Genomic DNA, 24,907 nt, shown 5'->3' on the forward strand with positions numbered 1-24,907 from the left:
AACATAACAGTTACTGATAATAATGCTGTTGTAAGCGGTGGTCCGATTGCATCTCTTGCTCCTGGAGCAACCGATACAACTACTTTCTCTGCATCTCATACAATTACCCAAAATGACATCAATAATGGATTTGTGTACAACTTGGCTTTGGCAACTGCCAAAGATCCTAAAGGAAATGACGTAACAGATACTTCTTCTGATCCTACTCCTTGTACAACCTGTCCGGTTGATCCTGAATGTACTGATTGTACGATTACTGAATTGAATCAATCACCGGCTATTACTATCACTAAAGATGGATTTTATACAGATACAAATCAGGATGGTAAAACCAATGTGGGAGATACTGTTGCTTACAAATTTGTTATCACAAATACTGGAAATGTGACTTTAACCAACATAACAGTTACTGATAATAATGCTGTTGTAAGCGGTGGTTCGATTGCATCTCTTGCTCCTGGGGCAACTGATACAACTACTTTCTCTGCATCTCATACAATTACTCAAAATGATATCAATATTGGATTTGTGTACAACTTGGCTTTGGCTACTGCCAAAGATCCTAAAGGGAATGACGTAACAGATACTTCCTCTGACCCTACTCCTTGTACAACTTGTCCGGTTGATCCGGAATGCACTGATTGTACTATAACTGAATTGAATCAATCACCAAGTATAGCCTTAGTAAAAACAGCTGTTTTTAGCGATACTAATAATGATGGTTATGCTCAGGCAGGTGAAAAAATCAATTATGCCTTTACAGTCACTAATACCGGAAACGTAACAATAAGTAATATTATTATCACCGACCCATTAGTAGGATTGGTATTAGCTGGAAATCCAATAGCAACATTAGCTCCGGCTGCCAGCAATAATGCTATTACCGGAATTTATACATTAACACAAGCTGATATCGATGCAGGCAGAGTAACCAACTCGGCTTTGGTTACCGGAAAAGATCCTAAGAACAACAACGTAACTGATACCTCAGGAACAACTATTGATAACAATACACCAACAGTTATAACACTCCCTCAAAACCCGGGATTAAGTGTTGACAAAACAGCTGTGGTCATCAGTCGTGGTAGCGAAAGTGAGGTTTACAGTTTTATTGATGATGTTATCAACTACACTATAAGTGTGACTAATACGGGCAATGTTACTATTAATAATATTATCGTTAAAGATCCATTGACCGGATTAGACACCACAAGTCAAAGTTTTAGCCTTGCTCCTGGAGAATCTAAAGATTTTTCTCAAAGTTATACTATAACATTAAACGATATGAGAGCAGATAGTGTTACTAATACAGCCACAGCCAACGGACAAACTCCTAACAATAGTCCAATAAGTGCCGAAGATAGCGTGGTTGTTGAAAAAGCTCAAGTTTTAGGTTGTGGCACTATAGTAGTTCACAATGCTTTTACTCCTAATGGAGATACTTTCAACGAAATATTTAAAATTGATAACATTGAAGATACACTTTGTTACCCTGAAAACTCTGTAGAAATTTACAACAGATGGGGAGTATTGGTATATGAAGCCAGAGGATACAACAATCAGGATGTATCATTCAAAGGGGTCTCTGAAGGCAGAGTTACAGTAGACAAATCAGCTGGATTACCTACCGGAACTTACTTCTACATCCTGAACTATACCGCTGTAGATTTACAAGGAGAAAATATCGCTAAAAGAGAACAAGGATACCTATATCTTTCCAGATAAAAAAAACTCAAATCTAACACCAGAGGTTTTAATAAAAACCTCTGGTTATAAAACTTAAGTCCGATGAAAACAAAATTACTACTAATCAGTTTGATGTTTACAGCAGTGATAAGTTATGCACAACAGGATGCACAATTTACACAATACATGTACAACACTATAAATGTAAATCCGGCTTATGCCGGTTCGAGAGGGGCAATGAGTATATTTGCCTTACATCGCACCCAATGGATTGGATTAGACGGAGCTCCTACAACTAATGCAGTTTCTATCAACACACCTTTTAACAATAGTAGATTAGGCTTAGGTGTATCCATTATCAATGATAAAATTGGCCCAACGACAGAAAACACATTATCAGCCGATTTATCATATACCATTCCTACTTCTGAAACTGTAAAACTATCTTTTGGGATTAAAGCTACAGCCAATTTATTTGATTTAGATCCTAATAAACTAAATCCTGAAAACAGTGGCGATCCTAAATTACAAGGGTTCAACAATAGATTTACACCTAATATTGGAGCTGGAGTTTACCTTCACTCTGACAAAGCTTATGTAGGTTTATCAATACCTAACTTTATTGAATCAAATCGCTACGATGATAATGATGTGGCGCTCTTTAAAGAAAAAATGACTTACTATTTAATTGCTGGTTATGTTATGGATTTAAGTTACAACCTTAAATTCAAACCTGCTTTGTTGACAAAAATGGTTCAAGGCTCCCCTTTACAGGTCGATGTTTCGGGTAATTTTATGTTTTTTGACAAATTAACCGCCGGTATTGCCTACCGCTGGAGTGCTTCAGTAAGTGCTCTGGTTGGATTTCAAATATCCGACGCTATGTATGTTGGTTATGGATATGATTTAGAAACAACCAAATTAGATAATTACAATTCAGGCTCACATGAGATTTTCTTGCGATACGAAATTTTCAAAAACAATAAAAAAATTACAACTCCAAGATTTTTTTAAAGACATATTTAAGTGTCTAAAAAAATGTGAACTCTCAACTTAGTCTGAAATGATTTAAGTAAAAAATGATGAAATCATGACACTTTCAAAAACAATTATTATAGAGAATATTATTTTTCTTTACTTAATAATAGCAAGTGTTTTTTCATGCCCTATTTATTCACAAAAAATAAATGCATCTGTTGCCAAAATAAAAGATACTATAACAAAATCTTCAACAGACTCAGCAACAATATCTAATTTAGTAAAAACTGTAATATCCTATAAAGTAGTAGAAAAAATCAATATGACATTTGGTGGTTACACCGTTACCTATGTAGTTTCTGATATAAGTTTAATTAACACAACCGATTTAGGACCAAACAATACCAGAATTGTAACTCCTATTTTTGATATAAAAAGACAAAATATTAAGACAATAAAAAGACCTGTAATCGACTCATTGAATCTAATGCCTGTAAATTTTGATTCAAATATAACCGTAAATTTTGATATACCTGAAAAACCTGTATTTGAAGAGATAGATATAAGTAACGGTACTGAATATATTGACATTGTAAAAACCTATGAAAGAGTTGTTGACAAAGGATTCAAATCGATAGAAATGTTAAAAAGAATAGCAAACGCATATTATTTCGACAATAAATTAGACAAAGCAGCTAAGTACTATCAGGATCTTTTTAATATGACCACTGATTTAGAACCTGAATATTATTTTAGATATGCCAAATCTTTAAAATTTATTAATAAACAAGACAAAGCCAATGAAATGATGAAAATATTCAATCAAAAAAACAATGGTTTATAACTAATTGACATGAAAAGACAAGAATTAAAACCCAATTATTATGAAAAATTATTTAACTGTTTACATGATAATAATAAGTGTTTTTTCATGTACTATTTATTCCCAAAATGAAAAAACAATAAATATACCCGATAAAAATAAAGTTGGCTATTCTGACATAGATCCTTTAAAAACCTATGAAAGAGTAATCGAAAAAGGATACAAATCAGCCGATATGCTAAAAAAAATAGGAAATGCCTATTATTTTAAAGAAGAACTGGACAAAGCGGCTAAATGGTATAAAGAATTGTTTTCCTTGAGTACCATTACTGATTTAGAACCTGAATATTATTTTAGATACGCCCGATCATTAAAATCTATTAATCAAAATGATGAAGCCAACGAAATGATGAAAATATTCAATCAAAAAAATGAGGCAAATACCGAAAAAAATTAAAACTCCAAAATCCATCCTTCTAAAAACAAATATTATGAAAAAAAATATACTCCTTTGCGTAGCTATAGTAAGTGTTTTTTCATTCAACATTTATTCTCAGAAAGCTAGTCTGGCATCAGCTGACAAAAAATATGACAGCTATGCCTATATTAATGCTATTAAAACTTATGAAAGAGTTGTCGAAAAAGGATACAAATCGGCAATACTGTTCCAGAAGTTAGGAAATGCTTATTATTTTAATGCCGAACTGGACAAAGCGGCTAAATGGTATGGCGAATTATTTGCCATGACTACTGATTTAGAACCTGAATATTATTTCCGCTATTCGCAATCTTTGCGTTCCATTGGCGAAAATGATAAAGCCAATGAGATGATGAATCAATTCACTCAATTATCAAACAATGACAACAGAGGGCAATTATTCAAAAAAAATCAGAATTATCTCGATGCAATAAAAGAGAATTCAGGACGGTACAAAATTGAAAATGCCGGAATCAATTCTAAATATTCCGATTACGGAACAACAATACATGACAACAAAATTTATTTTGCAACCGCCAGAGATACCGGAAGTTTAGGTCATCGAAAACATTCATGGACTGACCAGTTTTTTACTAATATATACACCGCCGATTTAGGAGATGAAATGACTGCGGGAAATCCTAAAAAATTCAATCGGTCTATCAATACTAAATTTCACGAAGCTACACCTGCTTTTACAAAAGACGGAAACACAATGTATTTTACCCGTAACAACTATCTCGAAGGAAAAAAAGGAAAAGACGGAAACAACGTTAATCTGGTAAAAATATACAAATCCACTTTAGTCGATGGAAAATGGACTAAAACAAGCGAATTGCCTTTTAGCAGTGATAATTACAGCACGGCTCATCCTACATTAAGTCCTGACGAAAAAACATTGTATTTTGCTTCGGATATGCCAGGAACATTAGGTCAGTCGGATATATTTAAGGTTAAAATAAACGAAGATGGGAGTTTTGGAAATCCTGAAAATCTAGGAAATGGAATCAATACTGCCGGACGTGAAACCTTCCCACATATAAACGATGAAAACGAACTCTATTTTGCTTCAGACGGACATCCGGGACTGGGTGGTTTAGATATTTTTGTTTCAAAACTAAACCCCAACGGTACGTTTAATGAAGTTCAAAATATAGGTGCCGACGCCAATTCGCCAAAAGATGATTTTGCTTATGTAATTGATACAAAATCCCGAAGAGGTTTTCTAAGTTCAAATAGAGATGGCGGTCAGGGATTTGACGACATCTACAACTTTTTAGAAACCAAAAGACTTATTTGTGAACAGTTACTATATGGTGAAATCACAGATATAGAAACTAAAATACTATTGCCTGACACAAAACTAAGTTTGTTTGACAGTCAATTTAATCTGATTAGCACCACAACTTCTGACGAAAAAGGAAACTACTCATTTGCTGTAGAATGCGGAAAAAAATATAGTGTGAGAGCCGAAAAAGAAGATTATACCACTATTGAAGAAAAAGTTACTATTGCAAAAGAAAATGGAAAAACACATTTCCCTCTTGCGCTGGAAAAAGCAAAATGCAAAGTAACTGTGGGTGATGATTTAGGTAAATGTTTTGGTATCAAAATGATTTATTTTGATTTTGATAAATCAGATATTCGTGTGGAGGCTGCCATAGACCTTGAAAAAATACTGGATGTTATGAACGAATATCCAAAAATGAAACTTGACATCCGTTCACATACTGATAGCCGTGGTTCTTTTAAATACAATGAATCTTTATCAGACAGAAGAGCTAAATCCACCATTGCCTGGCTGATTAAAAACGGAATCAATCCTAACCGATTAATTGGAAAAGGATATGGTGAAGGCCAATTGGTAAACCAATGTTCTGACGGAGTAAAATGTACTGAAGAAGAACACCAAATGAATCGTAGAAGCGAATTTATTATCACAGCACTTTGATACTAATTAAAATGTATTGAGTATTATTTTAGAAAAAAAGAACAAAATAGTTGTACTAAAAGGAACACAAATTATAACTATTCTACTAATAATACTTAAAAAACAGCTCTTTTTTATTAAATATATAGATATTTCTATTAAATTTAAAGCCTTATAATTATACAAAAATTATCAATACAATAATTTTTATGTAAAAAAACAACAGTGTTATGACAAAAAAACCACATAAACTTATAATATGAAAATACCCCAAATCTATTTTTTTATTTTAGTCAGTTTAGTATCATACAATGGATTTGCTCAAAATCCAAAAGTGTATATTACTGAGAGGGTTGGCGAAAGTTATGCTTATGTAAATGTTACAAAAACATACGAAAGAGTAGCTGAAAAAGGATATAAATCTATTGATTTATTCCAAAAATTAGGCAATGCTTTTTATACTGATTTGAATATGGGAAAAGCTGCTAAATGGTACGGTGAATTATTTGCAATGACTACCGATTTAGATGCAATATATTATGATCAATATGCAAAATCATTATACGCTATCGGTGAAAATGAAAAGGCCAATTATATCATGGCACAATTAAAACAAAAAGTAAACACAATCAAAAACAAATAACGAAAACCAGTTTTTTCTAACCACAAGAAACAGTTGTAAAATCATTTACAACTGTTTTTTTTTATTATTAGCCGTCATAAAACCAAGTTCATAAACAAAAAAAAGAGACTGTTTCAAATAAAACAGCCTCTTCAATACAAACTCAAACTCAATTATATTTTAGCAAAAATATTAGTATAATATTTTTCACCTGTAACAGAATCCTTTTTAATAGCTAAACCAAAATGAGTAAAATTCCCCACAATATTCACCTTGTGTTTAGGACTATTGAGCCAGGCATTTAAAACTGATTTTGCCGAATCGTAATTAAACGCAATATTCTCAGCAACTGCTTTAGCTCCTAAAACCTTCATTATATTTTCTGAACGGGCATAAAAATCATAGTGATTAAAAACCTTATTATTAATCATATAAATATCATGCTCCTCTGATTTGAATGAAATATGATTAATTTTTTCTAAACGATTCAGTCCTATACTAGCCCGATAATCATTAATTAAATCCATAGTTTCTAATTCAGCAAGATTGTAAGTGTAATTTAAAACTAATTCAGGTTTAACTATAGCACTTAAATTCTCCGCTTCCGTATTATCAGATGAACAGGAATTTAACATAAACAAAGCTAAAAACAGCATTGTTTTAGGTAATAAATTTAATTTCATTCAATTTAAGTTGGTTGGTTTTGTGGTATTCTTTTTTGGTTGCGCCAAACATACAAAGTTTATTCATCTCAATTTCAAAATAACTCAAAATCAAGTGTAATTTTAACATTAATTAAATGTTACCAATAATTTTTCTTACGGGACAAAATGCAAGCAATAAAAAACTAGCTTTCAATTTCTTACGAAAAAAGAAACAAAAAAAAGAGGCTGCAATTGGGGATTTGCAACCTCTTTAATTTTTTTAATACCGAAAGAGAATCGATTTGGGGAAAAATTCTCTTTAGTATTAAATAATTAGTATAAATAAAAAACCAAAAAAATTAAATTTTAGCAAAAATATTAGTGTAATATTTCTTTCCAGTTGTTTGGTTAGAACGAATAGAAATTCCAAAATGAGTATAATTACCTTCAATATTTTTCTTATGTGCCGGACTATTCAACCAGGCATTAAGAGCAGATTGAGGAGTGTTATAATTATAAGCAATATTCTCTCCAACTGTTTTTGCTCCTAACACTTTCATGATATTAGTAGAACGATCTACAAAACCATCATGACTTACTACATTATTATCAATCATATAATAATCATGTTCTTCTGACTTAAATGAAATATGATTAATAATCTCTAATGGATTCAAACCAATACTTACTCTGTAATCATTAATCAATTTCATAGTTTCTAACTCAGTTGCACTATAGTCATAATTCTCTACAATTACAGCAGAAGTTGAATCAGCTGTTACTTCTGATGAATCTGATGAACAAGAATTCATTGTAAATATTACTGTTAAAAGCAACATTAATTTGAGTAAATTTACTTTCATAAGCTAGTAGTTTAAGTTTAAAGTAGATTGTGGGGCAAACTCTTTAAATGTGTTAGTTTGTGTTCTTATTTCTTATTCAAACATACAACACTTTATCGGTAAACTACAAAAAAAATCGATGAAATACATCTTTTTTACTTAAAAAAGAAATTTTTCTTACATATTAAGGCGATAATCGTTCTTTTTTCCATGAATAATCTTCCTGCACAGAATAACGAATTCGATCATGCAAACGATTAGCTCTTCCCTGCCAAAATTCAACTTCCACAGGACGAACAAGATAGCCTCCCCAATGTTTCGGTCTCGGAATTACCATACTTTCAAATTCACTTTCCAGCTGTTTTAAATTTTCTTCCAAAAAATCACGGGACGGAATCACTTCACTTTGATTAGATACTACCGCTCCCAGCTTGCTTCCTTCTGGTCTAGAATCAAAATAATTATCAGAAATAATTTCCGAAGTCTTTTCGGCAATTCCCTTGATGATTACCTGACGCTCCGTATTATGCCAAAAAAAGGAAAGACAAACATGCGGATTCTGTTCAATAGCCTTTCCTTTTTCCGAATTATAATTAGTGTAAAAAATAAAACCTTCTTCATTGTATTTTTTTAACAACACTACTCTGGCCTTTGGAAAACCATCCAAACCAATTGTAGATACGGTCATAGCGTTAACTTCCTCTCCCGAAGCATTGGGACCACCAAAATCTTCTGTCTCGTGAAACCAGCGATGAAAAAGGTTAATAGGATCTTCAGGAATATTGGATTCTAATAATTCACTTTTTTCATAAGATCTTCTGTAATGACTTAAATCTTCCATAATATTTTTATTGTAAAATTTTAATTCTAAACTACAAATCAAATGTTTTTCCGTCATCGGCTAATAAAACATTCGGAAAAACGGTTTCTGCTTCGACCTTAAACAATTCTATAGCCTCGTAGCGCGTGGAGTAATGTCCTAAAATAAGTTGCTTCACCTGAGCTTTCTCGGCAATAGTAGCCGCTTCTATAGCTGTCGAATGCATGGTTTTTGCCGCTAAATTCACTTCTGATTGCAAAAAAGTGGCTTCGTGGTACAGAATATCTGTTTTTTCAATTATAGGCAATACAGCTTCATTATATGCTGTATCGGAACAAAAAGCATAACTACGGGGCTGTTCCGGATCAAATGTCAATTGCTCATTACTGACCAAAGTACCATCATCCAGAAGAATGTCTTTGCCATTTTTTATATTCTGATAATAACATTTCTCAATTTGGTATTGCTCAACCGCTTCGATGTTTAGTTTTCTTTTATCGATTTTTTCCTGAAACAGAAATCCATTAGTATAAACACGATGCTTTAAAGGGATGGTTTTTACCAAAACTTTTTCGTCTTCATAAATTAACTCACTTTGACCGGAAGTTAATTCATAAAAATGCAATCCAAAATTTGGCCAGGAATTAGATAATCGTAATTGTAACATGATGATTTCTTTGATTCCTTTAGGACCATAAATATGTAAATCGTTATTGCAATTCAATAATGAAAAAGTGGAAATCAAACCGATTAAACCAAAAAAATGATCGCCATGCAGATGCGAAATGAAAATTTGGTTAATCTTAGAAAACTTGATTTTATTTTTCCGAAGCTGGACTTGGGTTCCCTCACCACAATCGATAAGGAAAAGACGATTTTTGATTTCTAAAACCTGTGAAGTAGGATTGGTAAAAGTACGCGGAGTTGCTGCATAACAGCCTAAAATGGTTAATTTCATTTTAATTTTAGAATATAAATTTAAACTTTAAAATTATTGACATCTAAAATCAAAAATCTCAAATCTAAAATTTTAAATCAAAAGCCTAAGTCTCTTTCAATTTCTTCCATCTCAATAATATCATGAGCTTCTAACAAAGAAGGAACTACGGTAAATTTTTCAGGTAACGCATTGTAATCAAAATCAGCCACCACCACAACAAATGATTTTTTTGCTTTTTTATGTTGTTTAGATAATGGCAGGAATAATTTTAAATCACTTACCGGTATTTCTTCTTTGTAACCTAAAAGATCAATAATAATGTTATGCTTTTCATAACTCTTATATTGATGCGTAACCTTCATCAAAAAAGAAGTAAAATCACCCTGAGTATCCTTAATTGTAATAGTGTGGTCTTTTTGATCTACTTTCATGATGTTTGATTTTGAAATTATAAGAATCTAAAGTTACTAAGTTTTTTTTATTTACTGAATTTTTGACGCCAAAAGATAAATCACTGCCATTCGGATAGCTACTCCGTTTTCAACCTGATTCAAAATCACCGATTGTCCGGAATCAGCCACTTCAGATGTTATCTCGACACCTCTGTTAATTGGTCCCGGGTGCATAATTACAATTTCTTTATTCAAAGACTCTAATAATGCTTTATCTACACCATATTGTTGTGCATATTCTCTGGTTGATGGAAAATAATTCACGTCCATTCTTTCATTTTGCACACGCAACATATTGGCTACATCACACCATTCTAAGGCTTTTCTCAAATTAGGTTCTACTTTTACCCCTAAAGACTCAATATATTTTGGAATTAATGTTTTTGGGCCGCAAACTTTTACTTCGGCACCCTGCATTTGCAAAGCATAAATATTAGACAGCGCAACTCTTGAATGCAAAATATCTCCAACAATCACCACCTTTTTTCCGGCAACATCTCCTAGTTTTTCTCTAATTGAATAACTGTCTAATAAAGCCTGAGTAGGATGTTCATGAGCTCCGTCACCGGCATTTACAATACTGGCTTTTACATTTTTAGACAAAAAATAAGCTGCTCCGGGATTAGCATGACGCATCACCACCATATCTACTTTCATCGAAAGAATATTATTCACGGTATCAATAAGTGTTTCCCCTTTTTTAACCGAAGACTGTGCCGCCGAAAAACTAATCACATCGGCTGAAAGTCTTTTTTGAGCTAATTCGAAGGAAAGCTTGGTTCTTGTACTATTCTCAAAAAATATATTAGCAATGGTAATATCCCGTAACGAAGGCACTTTCTTAATAGGACGATTGATGACTTCTTTAAAATGATCCGCTGTTTCAAAAATAAGGTCAATATCATTTTTGTTAATATATTTAATACCTAATAAATGATTTACGCTTAATTCGCTCATTGTTTTTTTATTTGTTTGTAGTTTATTGTTTTTGGTTTATAGTTTTGTTTTGCATCCTGTTTTATACATCTGCTATCAGAAAACAATAAACTATAAACAACAAACGATTACATTTTTAACTTAATTAGTAACCAGATAAACGGTGTCTTCTCCATCATTTTCTTTCCAACTCACTTTTACCTTTTCATTATTAATGGCATCTACCTGTCTTCCTCTGTAATCGGGTTGGATTGGTAAATTACGACTAAAACGTCTGTCAATTAAAACCAGTAATTCTATTTCTGATGGTCTTCCAAAAGACTGAATGGCTGTCAGAGCCGCTCTGATACTTCGTCCTGTGTACAACACATCATCAATAAAAATGACTTTCTTATTCTCTACAATAAAATTAATATTGGTTTTATTGGCTTCTAATGGTTTTTCGGTTCTTCGAAAATCATCTCTGAAGAAGGTAATATCCAAATAGCCTAATTTTATTTCGGGAGTAGCATATTCTTTTTCCAGTAATTCCTTAAGACGATTGGCTAAAAAAGTTCCTCTGGGTTGAATACCAATTAAAATAGTATCTTTAAAATCAAGGTGTTTTTCAATTAGCTGACAAGCCAAACGATGAAGAATAATATTGACTTCTTTGGAATTGAGTAAAACTTTTTGAGTCATAGTAAAGTGTTATCTTGGGTCATGCAAAAATAGCATTTTTTTTTCAACCCTTTTTTTAATTCTGTTTAAAAAGCATAAAAAAACCGTCTCAAATTAGTATCGAGACGGCTTGTTATTATTATTTCCAATTCATTACAAATTGTACATTTTCTTTCTTTGTTCCTGAATTTTCTCATCATCCAGATATTCATCAAATGTCATGTAACGGTCAATCACTCCGTTTGGAGTCAACTCCACTACCCTGTTACCAACTGTTTGTGCAAACTCGTGGTCATGAGTGGTAAAAATCACCGAACCTTTAAAGTTTTTCAATGAGTTATTAAAAGCCGTAATCGATTCCAAATCCAAGTGGTTTGTTGGTTCGTCCAGCATTAAAATATTAGCGCGTTCCATCATCATTCTTGAAATCATACAACGTACTTTTTCTCCTCCTGACAACACATTACTGGTTTTTAAAGCCTCTTCTCCAGAGAAAATCATTTTCCCAAGGAATCCTCTAATAAAAACTTCGTCACGCTCTTCTTCAGTTTTTGCATATTGACGCAACCAATCTACCAAAGACAATTCATTTTTGAAAAAATCATGGTTTTCAACCGGTAAATACGCCTGGTTTGTAGTCACACCCCAATCATAAGTTCCGGAATCAGCTTTTTGATTACCATTCAAAATTTCGTAGAAAGCTGTTGTAGCACGGGAATCTTTAGAGAAAAGCACAATTTTATCGCCTTTTGCCATATTCAAATCAACATCTTTGAATAAAATTTCTCCATCAATTGAAGCGCTTAAATTCTGAACATTCAAAATCTGATCTCCTGCTTCACGCTCCTGATCAAAAATAATCGCAGGATAACGACGGCTTGAAGGTTTGATTTCAGAAATATTCAACTTCGAAATCATTTTTTTACGGGAAGTAGCCTGTTTAGACTTCGCAACGTTAGCAGAAAAACGACGAATAAACTCTTCCAATTCCTGTTTCTTCTCCTCTGCCTTCTTATTTTGTTGCGCTCTTTGTTTAGCCGCTAACTGACTGGACTCATACCAGAACGTATAGTTTCCTGAGTAATGGTTGATTTTTCCGAAATCAATATCAGAAATATGAGTACAAACCGCATCAAGGAAGTGACGGTCGTGCGATACTACAATTACTGTATTTTCATAATTCGCTAAGAAATTCTCTAACCAGGCGATGGTTTCAAAATCCAGGTCATTGGTAGGCTCATCCATAATCAACACATCAGGATTTCCAAAAAGCGCCTGTGCCAAAAGCACACGTACTTTCATCTTCCCTTCCATATCCGCCATCAACGTATAATGATGCTCTTCGCCAATACCTAAATTCGACAACATCGAAGCCGCATCAGAATCGGCATTCCAACCGTTCATTTCTTCAAATTGCACTTGCAATTCTCCAATTCTGTCGGCATTTTTATCGTTATAGTCTAAATAGAGTTCGTCCATTTCTTTCTTAACAGCATACAACACCTTGTTTCCCATAATAACGGTTTCCAGAACGGTATGTTCATCAAACATGTTGTGGTTTTGGTTTAAAACCGACATACGTTTTCCCGGTTCTAACTGTACGTGACCCGAAGTAGGATCCATATCTCCGGAAATGATTTTAAGAAAAGTAGATTTTCCGGCACCGTTAGCCCCAATAACTCCATAAATATTACCGTGTGTGAAGGTAGTATTTACTTCGTCAAACAAAATGCGCTTACCAAACTGAACTGATAAATTATTTACTGTTAACATGAATAGCTTTTATAAAATTTGCTGCAAAAGTACAAAAAAATAGCTATTTATCAGAATGGATTTTAAAGTTAGATCCCATCTTTATTTGTAAGAATATTTTAATATATTTGAATATAGATTCCTTAGTTGGTTTAACAATTTTAAAAGTAAAATATTTATTACACAAACATATTCAAATCGCTGTAACATTTAATAAAAAATGAAAAAAATAGCAACAATTTTATTTATAGGAATTATTCTGAATTCTTGTTCAAATAACGATAATTTAGATTCTGAAAATCCAGACGCCCTAGTAACAAGTATAAAGATTGATTTAATCAATGCAGTACAAATGGAAATTTTTGATTTTCAATTTGAGTATGACTATAAAAAAAGATTAATAAAAAAAACAACTGCTCAATTAATTCAGCAAAATGGGAGTTTTAACTATATCAATCTAGATGTATATACTACTTTAACATACAACAACAATAATGTTACTGTCGAAGATTTCTCAACTTCAAACAATTATCCTTTATCAAAAAACACGAATTATTACACATTAAATAACAAAAATCAAATTACAATCAGGGAAATTCCTGACATCTATTATAATGAAAGATCTAAAAAAATGTTTTATAAATATGCTAATAACAAACTAACAGAAATCATAACAACATACCCAAATAGACCTTACGATGTTATTATTCCTTATTATAGCTACATACTAACCTATTCTGAAAAATTTTATTATGATACTAATGGGAATTTATCAAAAACCGAATATTACGAACAACACGATAATGTAAATGTTGGCAATAAGACAATTAGAACATTTGAAAACTATGATAGCTCCTACAATCCTACTAAAAGACTTTTTCTATTAGAAGAATACTTCTACAGATCACTTTCAAATAACAATTTTCGAAGGTATACTCAAAAAACTTATAATGAGTTTAATGATTTAATAAATTTTTCAGAAAACAATTTAAGCTTTAATTATGATGCAAATGGAAACATTATCATAAACTAAATTTAGAAATAATCAGCAACTTATTCCCTGCTTACGCGAACGTTACGCTCGTGAACACAATCTGGGCTGTTGAACATTAAAATAAATTATGAAATTTTAAATAATTATTATGGAAATAAAACCTGGAGCATTTACTCTTTATGTTGGAATTTTATTGTGTCCTTATTATTAATCCTTGTATTAATATCAGAATGGCAAATTGATGAAAAAGGAGAACTTTATAGTGTATTTGGCATGTTTATTTTTTTCTTCTTTGCTAGCATTTATTTATTAATTCATCATTATAATTATAGAATATTAATTCTCGATAAATATATGATTATAACGGATGAACGAAAAAAAAGAAAAGAAATCTACTGGGATGAAATAGAAAAAGTCGATTATAACAAATCTTTTAACATGTTTATCATATTCAGTAACGGAAAAAAAACAAAAATTAGTTCAATTTATCCTCATTTCTTAAATTTTATTGACAAATCGAAGTTTTCCCCTAAGTTAAAAGAAGTATTAGTTGAAAACAAACCTGATAGCAAAGATTTGTAATCCCACAACAATGAGCAACTTGGTCGAATTACTTGATGAGATGCTTTCTCGTCAGCATGACAAAATTAAGGGTAAGTTGAATGTTTGGCAGAATTGTTTCATTCTTCTGGTTAGAAAATAACTTCATTTGCTTCAATCTGCAAAACCTGCGTGCCATTGAAACGTTTTAAAATAACTCACAACTCCTTATTTTCCGTAATTAGGTTAACTTTGCAGGAACTCAATTTAGAAAAATACAACCATGAATATTTTAGAATTAATTCAAAAAAGATATACTGCTAAACATTACCAATCTGACAAAGCGATTCCACAGCAAAAAATAGAAGATTTAAAAGAAATTTTGCGCCTTACACCTTCTTCCATCAACATTCAGCCGTGGAAATTTACTTTTGTACAAAATCCGGAAATGAAGTCCAAATTAGCTGCTGTTTCCATGCACAATACCGAGAAAATCAATCAGGCACAATTATTAGTAGTTTTTAGTGTAGCGGATGATTTGGATGCTTTTCAAAAAGTAGTCGAAAACGAATTACCGGCAGCCAGGAGAGATTGGTACAACAAAATCAAAGCCAGTACTCCTGAAGCCGAATTAAAAACATGGCTGGCCAAACAAGTATATATTGCCCTTGGTGTAGGTTTGACCGCCAGTATAGCTTTAGGATTGGATTCGACAGCTATGGAAGGCATTGAATCGGACAAATACGGTGACATTTTAGGAATGACCGAATACAAACCACTATTTGCGATGGCGGTAGGTTATGGCGCAGAAGACGATTTTAACCGTATTGAAGTTACACCTAAATCCAGAAGATCTTTAGAAAATGTAATTGAAACCATATAAAGACAGATTCTTTAAATTGCTAAACTAAAACAATCGTTATGTCAAATATCAACCTCATTATCGAAGAACGCGCTGCCGATATAGGAAATTTTCTGGTAGGCCGCTTGTTGCCTTTTCGTCAAAAACGCATGGTGGGTCCGTTTATCTACATTGACCACATGGGACCTGTAAAGATGAATGAACGTCAGAATTTTGATGTTTTGCCACATCCGCACATTGGTCTTTCTACCCTTACTTTTTTATTTGAAGGCAGTATTATGCACCGCGACACTCTGGGGAATGAAGTAGAAATCAAACCGGGTGAAGTCAACTGGATGACTGCCGGCAAAGGCATTGTTCACTCCGAGCGTACACCTGAGTATTTACGCCATTCTGAAAAAAACATGCACGGTTTACAAATTTGGGTAGCCTTGCCTAAACATTTGGAGCAAATGAATCCTGAGTTTTTTCATATTGACAGCAGCGAAATTCCGTCCTGGAAAGAAGATGATGTTCAATTCAAATTGGTTGCTGGAGAAGCTTTTGGAAAAAAATCCAAGGTGCCGGTGTACAGTCCGATGTATATGATTGAGATAAAATCGGTGAGCGAGAAAAAATTAAATATTGGTCAGCATCTTTATGGTGAAGCCGGTCTCTATATTCTGGAAGGCGGTATTGAAAACGACGGCAGCGAATATGGTCCGAAACAAATATTGGTAGCTAAAAACAGTACACTTTGCGAATTTACGATCCAGGCCAATTCGACTATCTATATTTTTGGCGGCGAAGCTTATCCCGAAGAACGTTTTATCGACTGGAATTTTGTTTCAACCGATAAAGAGTTAATCGAACAGGCTAAGCAAAACTGGATAGAACAAAAGTTTGACAAAATAAAAGGCGAAACCGAATTTGTTCCGCTTCCTGTATATCCGAAAAAGTAAAAAAAACAACTATAAATTTATAATCAATGGACATTAAAGCATTTTTATTAGACTGGCTGGAAATCAGTAACAGTTATAATACCGAAAACTATTTGGCAAAATATCAGGAAGATGCTATACTAGATGATCCTTCTGTTGGCAGAAAATTTGTAGGTCATAAAGAGATTCGGGAGTATTATACCAGTTATTTTATTGGCTATAAAACACAAACAGAATTGGTAAAATTAGATATTCAGGATACTGGCGCTCATATCGAAGTGGAATTTACAGGTGAATTTCCAGAAGAAAAAATTGGAGGAATCTTTGACTTTACTTTCAAAAACGATAAAATAGCAACCGTAATAGCCGATTTAAAATAAGATGAGCAACAACAACTTTGACGATATTATCAATCGTTCCTTAGAGATAAGAAAAAAATACCACGAATTAGAAGTCCAACATCATGACAGCGAATGGACTGTTGAAGAAGATGCTTTAGCTTTTTTAACAGATGCGGGTTTAGTTGGTCGAAATATTATGTCGCAACAACAACGTTGGCCTAAAGCCAATAGTCAATCGGAATTAGAACACAAACTGGGAGAAAGCATTTGGTGGCTCATCGTATTAGCAAACAGAAGTAATATTGACATCAAAGAAGCAATGGAACAGTTTTTATCCAAAACAGAAAAACTTATAGGTTAAATAAAAATTCCTTTTAACTATTTTAAGTTAATAACATAAACTCAAAAGGATGTCAAAACGAGACGAATTACATCAATTTCCTTTATATCAAAAAGCAGAACAAATTTACAAGATCACCAGAGGATTAATTGAAATTGTTCCTGCTGATAATGAGTTTCTTCAGGAAACAACGGTTCGATTTATGATGGAAAATGCCATGATAATTCCCGCTAAAATTGCCGGCGCTCAAGCAGTCGAATTGTATGATTTAAAAATGGAAAATGCAACCATTATTCGAAAAGCAGCCAGAGAGCTCTATGTTCAGGCAGGAAGTTTACGCTTTGAAGAAGCTATTTCTGATCAGGATTATATTCATTTATTGAGAACCGAAATTGATGAATTCCGACTTCTATTCATTGATTGGGTTGCCGGTTTTGATGTTTGGAATTACATCAAAGACAATTGGGGATTATTCAATCCTCCGGGAATAAGTGCTCACGACAAAGATCCAGATGACGACATTCCTTTTAATCCGAATGATTTTTTTAATCTTGATGACGAGGAGTAATTTTATACTAAAATTCAATCAAAAAAATAGTAGTTTCGCAGTACTAAACAATCAAAAACAATTATAATGGCATCAGGTTTTTTCGCACTATTAGATGATATCGCAGCAATTATGGACGATGTAGCTGTAATGAGTAAGGTGGCAGCTAAAAAAACAGCAGGAATTTTAGGAGATGATTTGGCGGTAAACGCCGAAAAAGCTTCCGGATTTGTATCATCGAGAGAACTTCCTGTTTTATGGGCAATTGCCAAAGGCTCATTTATCAACAAACTAATCATTTTACCCGTAGCCTTTCTGTTAAGTGCTTTTTCACCAATGGCTATCATCATCATATTAATCATTGGAGGATTGTATCTGGCTTATGAAGGTGCCGAAAAGATATATGAGTTCTTTTTTCCTCATCATCACGACAAAATAGCAATCACTGATAAAACTTTTACCGAAGAAGAAATTTTAACTATTGAAAAAGATAAAATTAAGTCGGCTATTATCACAGATTTTATTTTGTCTGTCGAAATTATAATCATTGCCTTAGGTACTGTAATTGGAGAGCCTTTGATGAAACAAATTATTGTAGTTTCTATAATTGCCATAGTTGCCACTGTTGGGGTTTATGGAATTGTAGCTCTAATTGTCCGAATGGACGAAGCGGGTTTAAAATTAATTCAGCTGAGTTCCAAAGAAGAAAGTTTTACCAAATCCCTAGGTACAATTCTAGTACAGGCTTTACCAAAAGTTATCAAAAGTTTATCGTTTATCGGAACTATTGCTTTAATCCTGGTTGCCGGAGGTATTTTTGTTCACAACATCGAATACCTACATCATTTAGCACCACAATTACCGGCTATCATTAAAGAGTTTGGTATTGGACTTTTGTTTGGTTTTATAACTTTAGGAGTTGTAACTCTTTTGAAAAAAATCATAAAAAAATAGTTTCACAATCCACTATAGAACAATACATTAAACCCATATTTTGACACAACAGCTTTTATTTTTTTGTAACTTAGTACTTTACAAAAAACAAAAAAAACAGTACGTTAATTCTAAATCTAAAAGCAATGCCAAAGTATGTTATTGAAAGAGAAATTCCGGAAGCCGGAAAATTAACTCCTGAGCAACTCAAAGCAATTTCGCAAACCTCTTGTGGAGTATTGCTTAAAATGGGTTCTGAAATTCAATGGGTTCACAGTTATGTAACGGATAATAAAATCTATTGTGTTTACAACGCACCAAATGAGGAAATGATTCTTGAACACGCCAAACAAGGCGGATTTCCTGCCAATTCCATCAGTAAGGTTTCCTCAATTATTGATCCCGTCACCGCAGAATAAAATTTAAAAATCAACGGCTGTTTCTTAAAAAAACAGCCTTTTTATATTTTATCTTCCGGTGTAATTAGGACAGCCAAAGCATTTTTTATCCAAATTGAACTGATAGGTCAATGACAACTCATAAACGCCTCCGGTTTTCCCTATTTTAGTAGTATTCATATCATACGAAAGTCCCAATCGTAAATGATCGTATTGCAGTCCCGTAAAAAGATTTACCGAAGTTAACAAATGACCATTCAAACCATTTTTAGCAGGATTAGTAACGGCTGTAACTCCAAAAAACATCTTTTCAAACAATATTGAAGTTCCAATATCCAGACGATTGTAACGTCCTTGCTGCATGTAATTAGCCGTAGCAAACATTTTAGTGGCATACGGAAAAAACTGCACGTCGATATAATCTGCCAAAAGGAATTCGTATCCTGTACTCAACGAGAAAAACGTATTCAAAGGCACATTTCCATCTTTATTAAAAGCAATATTGGGCTTGTTAAGGTGTTTCATCGAAAGACCAATCCACAAATCTTCGGTATTAAAAACCATGGCTGCTCCTACATCAAAAAAACCTACTTTATCATTTTGCAAAGCCGGATCAATTGAAGTTGCATTATTAATTCCTGTTCGAATATTAATTTGGTCTTCCAATAATAAATTTTGAAAAGCAAAAGATTTATAGCCAAAACCCACTTCTATTGCGGGTCTAAAATCCCATTCGTCACTTACCCGAACCCGGTAAGCATAATTAGCATTCAACTGCGAAAAATTATAATTGGTAGCACTTTCTCTTTGATTTAGAAAACTAACACCAATACCACTGTTCATTTCCTCACTCCAAGTATTGAAAAAAGCATAATCGGTATTAATTTTTAAATTCAAATCAGGCCATTGTTCTCTGTGAATAATCCCCATATAAGTGGTTTCCATATAACCTGTAAAAGCCGGATTTAAAGTTTCGGGAACCAAAAAATATTGAGTAAAAACAGGGTCTTGTGCTTTAACATTGGAATAAAAGAAACACAATATCAGGATGCTAAAAAATTTAATTCTCATGTGTAATTGTATTCTTTTATTTGATTAATGTAACCGAACCTTCTTCGGTAATGATATGATTGTAAAATGTTTTTCCCATCATTTTGAAATAGTAATTACCATTTTCGGCATCTAAATCTTTTACTTTTCCATTCCATCCTTTGATCGTTTCGCCGGTTTCACTGTAAATCATACTTCCCCAGGTATCATAAATATTCAAAGTAACCTCAACAAAACCTAAGAATACAGGTGCAAAACTATCATTAGTCCCATCATTATTAGGCGTAAAAGCTGTTGGCATTGCAACACTATAGCCTTTTTCGATGTTAATAGTGGTGTTATAAACATATTGACAACCAAAAGGATAAGTTACCGTTTGTTTTACCGCATAAGTCCCCACTCTGGTATAAATATGCGATGGATTTTCTTCGTCTGAGAAATTACCGTCTCCAAAATCCCAGGAAATATGGGTAAAATCTCCTGTTGCTAAATTGGTAAACAAAATAGGATCAAAAATTGAATACAAATTGTAAACATCCTTTCCATAAGAGTTATACGAAAAATTAGGATTTCCTAAAACAGGTGTATTGACATTAAAAGTAAAATCTTCTTTACACCCAAAACTGTCTTCCACACTAAAAACAATTAAACCGTTGTTATTGGTATTCATTATTTGGTTGTTACTGCCGCTAACCACCCCGTCTGACCAACTGAGTGTATAAGGCGGAATTCCTCCTCTTACACGACCTACAAAAGTCTGCTTGACAAATTTTGTCTCACAATCAAAATCTGTTATGGTTTCAACTGTTGGAGTTAGTTGTTCAAATCGGGTAATTTTCCATGAACTTGTTGCCTTACAACCGTTGGCATCAGTCACGTTAACAATATAATTATCTGGAGGTAAATTGATTAAATCTTCGGTTTTGGCACCATTTGACCAGACATAAGTAAATGGCGGAGTTCCTCCGGTAACAATTAAATTAATAGTACCGGTATTGGCATTATCACAACTCAACGGATTAGCAACATCAGCTCTTAACTCAATCGGTAAAGGTTCGGTTATTATAAAAGTTTGCTCTATTTTACATCCTTTTTTATCGGTAATAATAACCGAATACCTTCCCGGAGCCAGATTATTTCGCTCCACTCCGGCTGTACTATTATCACTCCAGACTAATTGTATAGGCGCTACTCCTCCAACTAAATTCAATCGAATATGACCGTCTTTTTCTCTGTAACAACTCACTTGTTTCACATCGGGAGTAATTGAAAATTCCGGAACATTGTCAATAACAACCGGGAACACTTTTGGACAGCCTAAAGCATCTTCAATAGTAATAACATAAGTCCCGGCCGACAAATTATTTTGTACTCTTCCTGTTCCTAAATTACTCCATTTAATGATATAGGGTTCCCCCGTTGTAAAAGGAACACCTCCTGTAATATTACTAATGGTAATCGAGGCATTGGCATCATTATAACAGGCGATTTCGGTTTTAGTGTATTGCAATTTAATTTCACTGTTTTGAGTCAAAACAACTGTTAAATTGTCCCTGCATCCTGAATTATCAGTTACTCTTAAATTATAAGTTCCGGCAGGCACATTTCTTAAATTCTTCGTGGTGCTTGTAAATCCGTTAGCTCCTGTCCATAAATAAGTATAATTAAAAACACCCGGACTAGTTTCTACCGCTCTTCCTCCTGTTACATTTACATCAATTTCTCCGGTAGCATAACCATAACATAGAATGTCCTGTTGCCTTGCCAAAGTAACATCCAAAAGTGGCGGATTAACAATGGTATAAGTTTCCTCAAGAACATTACAATTATTGACTTCGGTAATAGTAACATGATAAACACCTTCTGCTAAGTTTCGAAGATCTTTTGAACTGGAAAATGGATTGCCGTCTTTGGTCCAAACAAATCGGTAAGGCGTTGTTCCTCCGCTGACATTTAAAGTAATTTGTCCGTCATTCAAATTATGACAGGAAATATCTGTTTTAAATCCTGAAAAACGAAATTCATCCGGTTGTCTTACTACATAACTGGTAGAAAACGGACAATTGCCATCATCAATAATCGTCAAATTATAAGTTCCTGCAACTAAATTAGAAATATCTTCATCCGTACTTGTAAATCCATTAGGCCCTGACCAGGAAAACTGATAAGGATTACCTGTAGCAAAAGGAATTCCGCCTCTTACAGTTAAACTTATTGCTCCATCATTGGCTCCAAAACAAGTTGTATTTCTAATTACTGGATTGGAATTTATCAAAGGATCTACAATTACTGTCACTGTAAAATTAGGACCGGGACAACTTCCTGCTGTAGGCGATACAGTATAAGTAACAGTTGCCCGATTACTTGTATTGTTGATTAATGTCTGACTGATATTAGTTCTGGGACTTGACTGTGCCGATGCACCACTTATTGCTCCAAAGGGAGAAACCACTGGAGTTGACCAGGTATAAGTAGTTCCGGCAGGTACATTATCACCTCCTCCGCTTCTTGGAGTAATAGTAAAAGAGCTTCCACTACAAATTTTATCCGATTTTGGAGCAATAATGGGAGACAAAACCGTATTTACCGAAAAAATTCTCGATTTTGTATCAGAACCACAACTATTGCTTACCGTTAAAGTAGCGGTATAATTTCCACTGGTTGTATAATTAACCGGTCCCGGATCTAAAGAAGTAGAACTCGAGGGTGAACCTCCCGGAAAACTCCATAAATAAGTCAGCTCCGAATTGGGCGCACAATTCTCAACTACTTTCGCCACAGGTCGTATTGTAGCCGAATTACAAAAATCAGAAATTGGTTCTAAAGTAATAGTGGGTGGTTTTTTGACTTCAATGGTTTTTACTCTTTCACGTTCAATACCACAGGAATTTACTGTTGTCAATCGCAAGGTGTAAGTTCCTGAAACAGTAAAATTAATTACGGGATCTTTTGAACCTGAACCGGTTCCGGCAGTAAAATACCAACCCAGATTTTCGTTTTTACAATAAGGATCATAATAACCTATCATTTCCCAATAATATCGTTGAGGCCCGCAAGCCTGACTTGTATCTGTCGTATTGGTAATTGGTGTATTGGAATTGATACAAGCTCTTGTATAAGTAAAATCAGGTTGTAAAATAGGCTCTACACAAATAGTTCTGGTAAACCTTTGCCCTGTTCCACAAGGTGTTACTGCATCTAAAGTAACTGTGTAAGATCCCGGACGTGTATAGACATGACCAGGACTAACTTCTCTTGAAACAGCTGATCCGTCACCAAAATTCCAGGTATAAACATTTTGAGTACTACAACCATTGGTATATCCCGCCACAGTAGTATTACTGAAATAAACCGCCGAATTAACGCAGGCAATACTGGTTGCATTAAAACTTACTACAGGTTTGTCCAGAATAATAATAGGTCCAGCAGTTAAATTTGTACTACCACAAGAATTAGAGATGGTCAAAATAACGGTATTTCCACTCGGACAATTAAAACGGCTAAAAGTATGCGGAACGGGAAAATTTCGTGAAGCAGTAGGATTTGCAGCATTATAATACACTGAATTTTCTAAATCCGATTGGGTAAAATTCTTTGCTGTTCCGTCACCATAACTTATCTGATATCTTGTATCGGAAGGATTCAATGCCCAGGATCCAATAGCAAAATCCATCGGAGCATCTAAAGGCACACAAAAATTGGTGGTGTTTCCCGGAGCAATCAAAGCTCCCACGGGATTATTGGAATTTTTTACAATATACGAAATACGATTATTACATCCGCTTCCTCCCACAGCTGTAATGACCATATTAAATGAACCTAATTTAGTGTAAGTATGTGGTTTGGGAAAACTAACATTCGTTTCGGTACTGCCATCGCCCCAATCAATATTATAAGAAGTAATACAAGCCGTTGAAGCCGACCTGTTATCAACATTAATGGTGTAATTGGGATTCGAATTATTATCTCCACATCGCTCAAAATTAGATGCGTTTAAATTGATAAATCTTAAATCTGGTTTTTGTTGTACCGAAACTCTTTTAGTAACTGAATTATCTAAACCATTTCTATCTCTAACCGTTAATTTTACATCGAAATTTTGAACTCCGCAACCTAAAGCGGTAAAACTATGTGTAGGATTACTATCGGTAGATGTAGTTCCATCTCCAAAATCCCATAAATACGTATAAGGAGCATCGCCACTTACATTGGGGTTAAATGTTATTGGTGTATCCGAACAGCTGTTGTTGTTATTAAAACTAAAATCGACAACAGGTGCTGCTAAAACCTTAGTTTTCCCTGCTGGATTTAGACTAGCGGCTATTAAAGGATTAACTCCCAGCATTGTAATTAACACCAATAAAACAGCTGCAATTCGGTATCTTTTCAGCATAAAAAGCAAAATATATAATTTTCTGA

At 33.7% G+C, this 24,907-nt stretch carries 25 protein-coding genes; 15 read left to right on the top strand and 10 right to left on the bottom strand.

The window, feature by feature from the left end:
- From IEV84_RS07000 to IEV84_RS07025, 6 genes are all read left to right on the top strand, one after another.
- The coding region (locus IEV84_RS07000) for a T9SS type B sorting domain-containing protein (RefSeq protein ID WP_188493586.1) at positions 1–1,725 on the top strand (1,725 nt) is incomplete at its 5' end.
- A 63-nt stretch (positions 1,726–1,788) separates the two neighbouring features.
- On the top strand, positions 1,789–2,700 hold the full coding sequence (locus IEV84_RS07005; RefSeq protein WP_188493587.1) for a PorP/SprF family type IX secretion system membrane protein: 912 nt from the start codon (positions 1,789–1,791) through the stop codon (positions 2,698–2,700).
- Positions 2,701–2,776: 76 nt separating this feature from the next.
- Positions 2,777–3,508 (top strand): tetratricopeptide repeat protein, encoded by a 732-nt coding sequence (locus tag IEV84_RS07010; protein ID WP_188493588.1) that lies wholly within the window; start codon positions 2,777–2,779, stop codon positions 3,506–3,508.
- A 40-nt stretch (positions 3,509–3,548) separates the two neighbouring features.
- Positions 3,549–3,944: a tetratricopeptide repeat protein gene (locus IEV84_RS07015; protein WP_229732629.1), complete on the top strand. Its 396-nt coding sequence runs from the start codon at positions 3,549–3,551 to the stop codon at positions 3,942–3,944.
- Between the two features lie 34 nt (positions 3,945–3,978).
- On the top strand, positions 3,979–5,916 hold the full coding sequence (locus IEV84_RS07020) for an OmpA family protein (RefSeq protein ID WP_188493589.1): 1,938 nt from the start codon (positions 3,979–3,981) through the stop codon (positions 5,914–5,916).
- 238 nt (positions 5,917–6,154) lie between these two features.
- Positions 6,155–6,538: a flagellar motor protein MotB gene (locus tag IEV84_RS07025; protein ID WP_188493590.1), complete on the top strand. Its 384-nt coding sequence runs from the start codon at positions 6,155–6,157 to the stop codon at positions 6,536–6,538.
- Positions 6,539–6,690: 152 nt separating this feature from the next.
- Here the strand turns inward: IEV84_RS07025 and IEV84_RS07030 are convergent, their stop codons facing one another.
- The 8 genes from IEV84_RS07030 to IEV84_RS07065 all read right to left on the bottom strand — a co-directional run bounded on the left by IEV84_RS07030 (position 6,691) and on the right by IEV84_RS07065 (position 13,584).
- Positions 6,691–7,200, bottom strand: coding sequence for a CAP domain-containing protein (locus IEV84_RS07030; protein ID WP_188493591.1), 510 nt, complete (start codon positions 7,198–7,200; stop codon positions 6,691–6,693).
- A 320-nt stretch (positions 7,201–7,520) separates the two neighbouring features.
- The gene (locus IEV84_RS07035) at positions 7,521–8,024 is read right to left on the bottom strand and encodes a CAP domain-containing protein (protein ID WP_188493592.1); all 504 of its coding nucleotides are present in this window, start codon (positions 8,022–8,024) and stop codon (positions 7,521–7,523) included.
- A 163-nt stretch (positions 8,025–8,187) separates the two neighbouring features.
- Positions 8,188–8,844, bottom strand: coding sequence for a pyridoxamine 5'-phosphate oxidase (pdxH, locus tag IEV84_RS07040; protein ID WP_188493593.1), 657 nt, complete (start codon positions 8,842–8,844; stop codon positions 8,188–8,190).
- Positions 8,845–8,875: 31 nt separating this feature from the next.
- Positions 8,876–9,781: a ribonuclease Z gene (locus IEV84_RS07045; RefSeq protein WP_188493594.1), complete on the bottom strand. Its 906-nt coding sequence runs from the start codon at positions 9,779–9,781 to the stop codon at positions 8,876–8,878.
- A gap of 77 nt (positions 9,782–9,858) precedes the next feature.
- Positions 9,859–10,194, bottom strand: coding sequence for a ribonuclease Z (locus IEV84_RS07050; protein WP_188493595.1), 336 nt, complete (start codon positions 10,192–10,194; stop codon positions 9,859–9,861).
- A 51-nt stretch (positions 10,195–10,245) separates the two neighbouring features.
- Positions 10,246–11,172 carry an aspartate carbamoyltransferase catalytic subunit gene (locus IEV84_RS07055; RefSeq protein WP_071183328.1) on the bottom strand — a complete coding sequence of 309 codons (927 nt, stop codon included), beginning with the start codon at positions 11,170–11,172 and terminating at the stop codon, positions 10,246–10,248.
- A gap of 120 nt (positions 11,173–11,292) precedes the next feature.
- Positions 11,293–11,832 (bottom strand): bifunctional pyr operon transcriptional regulator/uracil phosphoribosyltransferase PyrR, encoded by a 540-nt coding sequence (gene pyrR / locus IEV84_RS07060; protein ID WP_188493596.1) that lies wholly within the window; start codon positions 11,830–11,832, stop codon positions 11,293–11,295.
- Between the two features lie 132 nt (positions 11,833–11,964).
- Positions 11,965–13,584: an ABC-F family ATP-binding cassette domain-containing protein gene (locus IEV84_RS07065; RefSeq protein ID WP_188493597.1), complete on the bottom strand. Its 1,620-nt coding sequence runs from the start codon at positions 13,582–13,584 to the stop codon at positions 11,965–11,967.
- A 199-nt stretch (positions 13,585–13,783) separates the two neighbouring features.
- Here IEV84_RS07065 and IEV84_RS07070 point away from each other — a divergent pair, with 199 nt between their 5' ends.
- The 9 genes from IEV84_RS07070 (at position 13,784) to IEV84_RS07110 (ending at position 19,459) form a co-directional block, all read left to right on the top strand.
- A complete protein-coding gene (locus IEV84_RS07070; protein ID WP_188493598.1) occupies positions 13,784–14,596 on the top strand; it encodes a hypothetical protein in 813 nt (270 codons plus the stop codon).
- 69 nt (positions 14,597–14,665) lie between these two features.
- A complete protein-coding gene (locus IEV84_RS07075; RefSeq protein WP_188493599.1) occupies positions 14,666–15,139 on the top strand; it encodes a hypothetical protein in 474 nt (157 codons plus the stop codon).
- 241 nt (positions 15,140–15,380) lie between these two features.
- The gene (locus tag IEV84_RS07080) at positions 15,381–15,980 is read left to right on the top strand and encodes a nitroreductase family protein (RefSeq protein ID WP_188493600.1); all 600 of its coding nucleotides are present in this window, start codon (positions 15,381–15,383) and stop codon (positions 15,978–15,980) included.
- A 38-nt stretch (positions 15,981–16,018) separates the two neighbouring features.
- Positions 16,019–16,900: a pirin family protein gene (locus tag IEV84_RS07085; RefSeq protein ID WP_188493601.1), complete on the top strand. Its 882-nt coding sequence runs from the start codon at positions 16,019–16,021 to the stop codon at positions 16,898–16,900.
- A 26-nt stretch (positions 16,901–16,926) separates the two neighbouring features.
- The gene (locus IEV84_RS07090) at positions 16,927–17,259 is read left to right on the top strand and encodes a nuclear transport factor 2 family protein (protein WP_188493602.1); all 333 of its coding nucleotides are present in this window, start codon (positions 16,927–16,929) and stop codon (positions 17,257–17,259) included.
- A 1-nt stretch (position 17,260) separates the two neighbouring features.
- The gene (locus IEV84_RS07095) at positions 17,261–17,581 is read left to right on the top strand and encodes a nucleoside triphosphate pyrophosphohydrolase family protein (RefSeq protein ID WP_188493603.1); all 321 of its coding nucleotides are present in this window, start codon (positions 17,261–17,263) and stop codon (positions 17,579–17,581) included.
- Positions 17,582–17,630: 49 nt separating this feature from the next.
- The gene (locus IEV84_RS07100; RefSeq protein ID WP_188493604.1) at positions 17,631–18,128 is read left to right on the top strand and encodes a hypothetical protein; all 498 of its coding nucleotides are present in this window, start codon (positions 17,631–17,633) and stop codon (positions 18,126–18,128) included.
- A gap of 66 nt (positions 18,129–18,194) precedes the next feature.
- A complete protein-coding gene (locus IEV84_RS07105) occupies positions 18,195–19,061 on the top strand; it encodes a DUF808 domain-containing protein (RefSeq protein WP_188493605.1) in 867 nt (288 codons plus the stop codon).
- Between the two features lie 125 nt (positions 19,062–19,186).
- Positions 19,187–19,459 carry a DUF4242 domain-containing protein gene (locus IEV84_RS07110; RefSeq protein WP_188493606.1) on the top strand — a complete coding sequence of 91 codons (273 nt, stop codon included), beginning with the start codon at positions 19,187–19,189 and terminating at the stop codon, positions 19,457–19,459.
- Between the two features lie 48 nt (positions 19,460–19,507).
- On the opposite strand, the gene IEV84_RS07115 is transcribed toward IEV84_RS07110, so the two are convergent.
- Positions 19,508–20,509, bottom strand: a complete 1,002-nt coding sequence (locus IEV84_RS07115) for a PorP/SprF family type IX secretion system membrane protein (protein WP_188493607.1) — start codon at positions 20,507–20,509, stop codon at positions 19,508–19,510.
- 16 nt (positions 20,510–20,525) lie between these two features.
- Entirely contained in the window at positions 20,526–24,881 is a 4,356-nt protein-coding gene (locus tag IEV84_RS16505) for a PKD domain-containing protein (RefSeq protein ID WP_306451733.1), read from the bottom strand.
- Positions 24,882–24,907 lie beyond the last annotated feature (26 nt).

Source organism: Flavobacterium palustre (assembly GCF_014639535.1).
In the GTDB taxonomy this organism is placed as follows: domain Bacteria; phylum Bacteroidota; class Bacteroidia; order Flavobacteriales; family Flavobacteriaceae; genus Flavobacterium; species Flavobacterium palustre.

Excerpts from the sequence above, each read along its gene's own strand:
- pyrR (WP_188493596.1), bottom strand. The coding sequence starts at position 11,832 with ATGACTCAAAAAGTTTTACTCAATTCCAAAGAAGTCAATATTATTCTT.
- IEV84_RS07045 (WP_188493594.1), bottom strand. The coding sequence starts at position 9,781 with ATGAAATTAACCATTTTAGGCTGTTATGCAGCAACTCCGCGTACTTTT.
- IEV84_RS07070 (WP_188493598.1), top strand. The coding sequence starts at position 13,784 with ATGAAAAAAATAGCAACAATTTTATTTATAGGAATTATTCTGAATTCT.
- IEV84_RS07020 (WP_188493589.1), top strand. The coding sequence starts at position 3,979 with ATGAAAAAAAATATACTCCTTTGCGTAGCTATAGTAAGTGTTTTTTCA.
- IEV84_RS07025 (WP_188493590.1), top strand. The coding sequence starts at position 6,155 with ATGAAAATACCCCAAATCTATTTTTTTATTTTAGTCAGTTTAGTATCA.
- IEV84_RS07005 (WP_188493587.1), top strand. The coding sequence starts at position 1,789 with ATGAAAACAAAATTACTACTAATCAGTTTGATGTTTACAGCAGTGATA.
- IEV84_RS07035 (WP_188493592.1), bottom strand. The coding sequence starts at position 8,024 with ATGAAAGTAAATTTACTCAAATTAATGTTGCTTTTAACAGTAATATTT.
- IEV84_RS07095 (WP_188493603.1), top strand. The coding sequence starts at position 17,261 with ATGAGCAACAACAACTTTGACGATATTATCAATCGTTCCTTAGAGATA.
- IEV84_RS07100 (WP_188493604.1), top strand. The coding sequence starts at position 17,631 with ATGTCAAAACGAGACGAATTACATCAATTTCCTTTATATCAAAAAGCA.
- IEV84_RS07010 (WP_188493588.1), top strand. The coding sequence starts at position 2,777 with ATGACACTTTCAAAAACAATTATTATAGAGAATATTATTTTTCTTTAC.
- IEV84_RS07085 (WP_188493601.1), top strand. The coding sequence starts at position 16,019 with ATGTCAAATATCAACCTCATTATCGAAGAACGCGCTGCCGATATAGGA.
- IEV84_RS16505 (WP_306451733.1), bottom strand. The coding sequence starts at position 24,881 with ATGCTGAAAAGATACCGAATTGCAGCTGTTTTATTGGTGTTAATTACA.
- IEV84_RS07105 (WP_188493605.1), top strand. The coding sequence starts at position 18,195 with ATGGCATCAGGTTTTTTCGCACTATTAGATGATATCGCAGCAATTATG.
- IEV84_RS07065 (WP_188493597.1), bottom strand. The coding sequence starts at position 13,584 with ATGTTAACAGTAAATAATTTATCAGTTCAGTTTGGTAAGCGCATTTTG.
- IEV84_RS07050 (WP_188493595.1), bottom strand. The coding sequence starts at position 10,194 with ATGAAAGTAGATCAAAAAGACCACACTATTACAATTAAGGATACTCAG.
- IEV84_RS07115 (WP_188493607.1), bottom strand. The coding sequence starts at position 20,509 with ATGAGAATTAAATTTTTTAGCATCCTGATATTGTGTTTCTTTTATTCC.
- IEV84_RS07055 (WP_071183328.1), bottom strand. The coding sequence starts at position 11,172 with ATGAGCGAATTAAGCGTAAATCATTTATTAGGTATTAAATATATTAAC.
- IEV84_RS07110 (WP_188493606.1), top strand. The coding sequence starts at position 19,187 with ATGCCAAAGTATGTTATTGAAAGAGAAATTCCGGAAGCCGGAAAATTA.
- IEV84_RS07030 (WP_188493591.1), bottom strand. The coding sequence starts at position 7,200 with ATGAAATTAAATTTATTACCTAAAACAATGCTGTTTTTAGCTTTGTTT.
- IEV84_RS07090 (WP_188493602.1), top strand. The coding sequence starts at position 16,927 with ATGGACATTAAAGCATTTTTATTAGACTGGCTGGAAATCAGTAACAGT.
- IEV84_RS07080 (WP_188493600.1), top strand. The coding sequence starts at position 15,381 with ATGAATATTTTAGAATTAATTCAAAAAAGATATACTGCTAAACATTAC.
- IEV84_RS07015 (WP_229732629.1), top strand. The coding sequence starts at position 3,549 with ATGAAAAATTATTTAACTGTTTACATGATAATAATAAGTGTTTTTTCA.
- pdxH (WP_188493593.1), bottom strand. The coding sequence starts at position 8,844 with ATGGAAGATTTAAGTCATTACAGAAGATCTTATGAAAAAAGTGAATTA.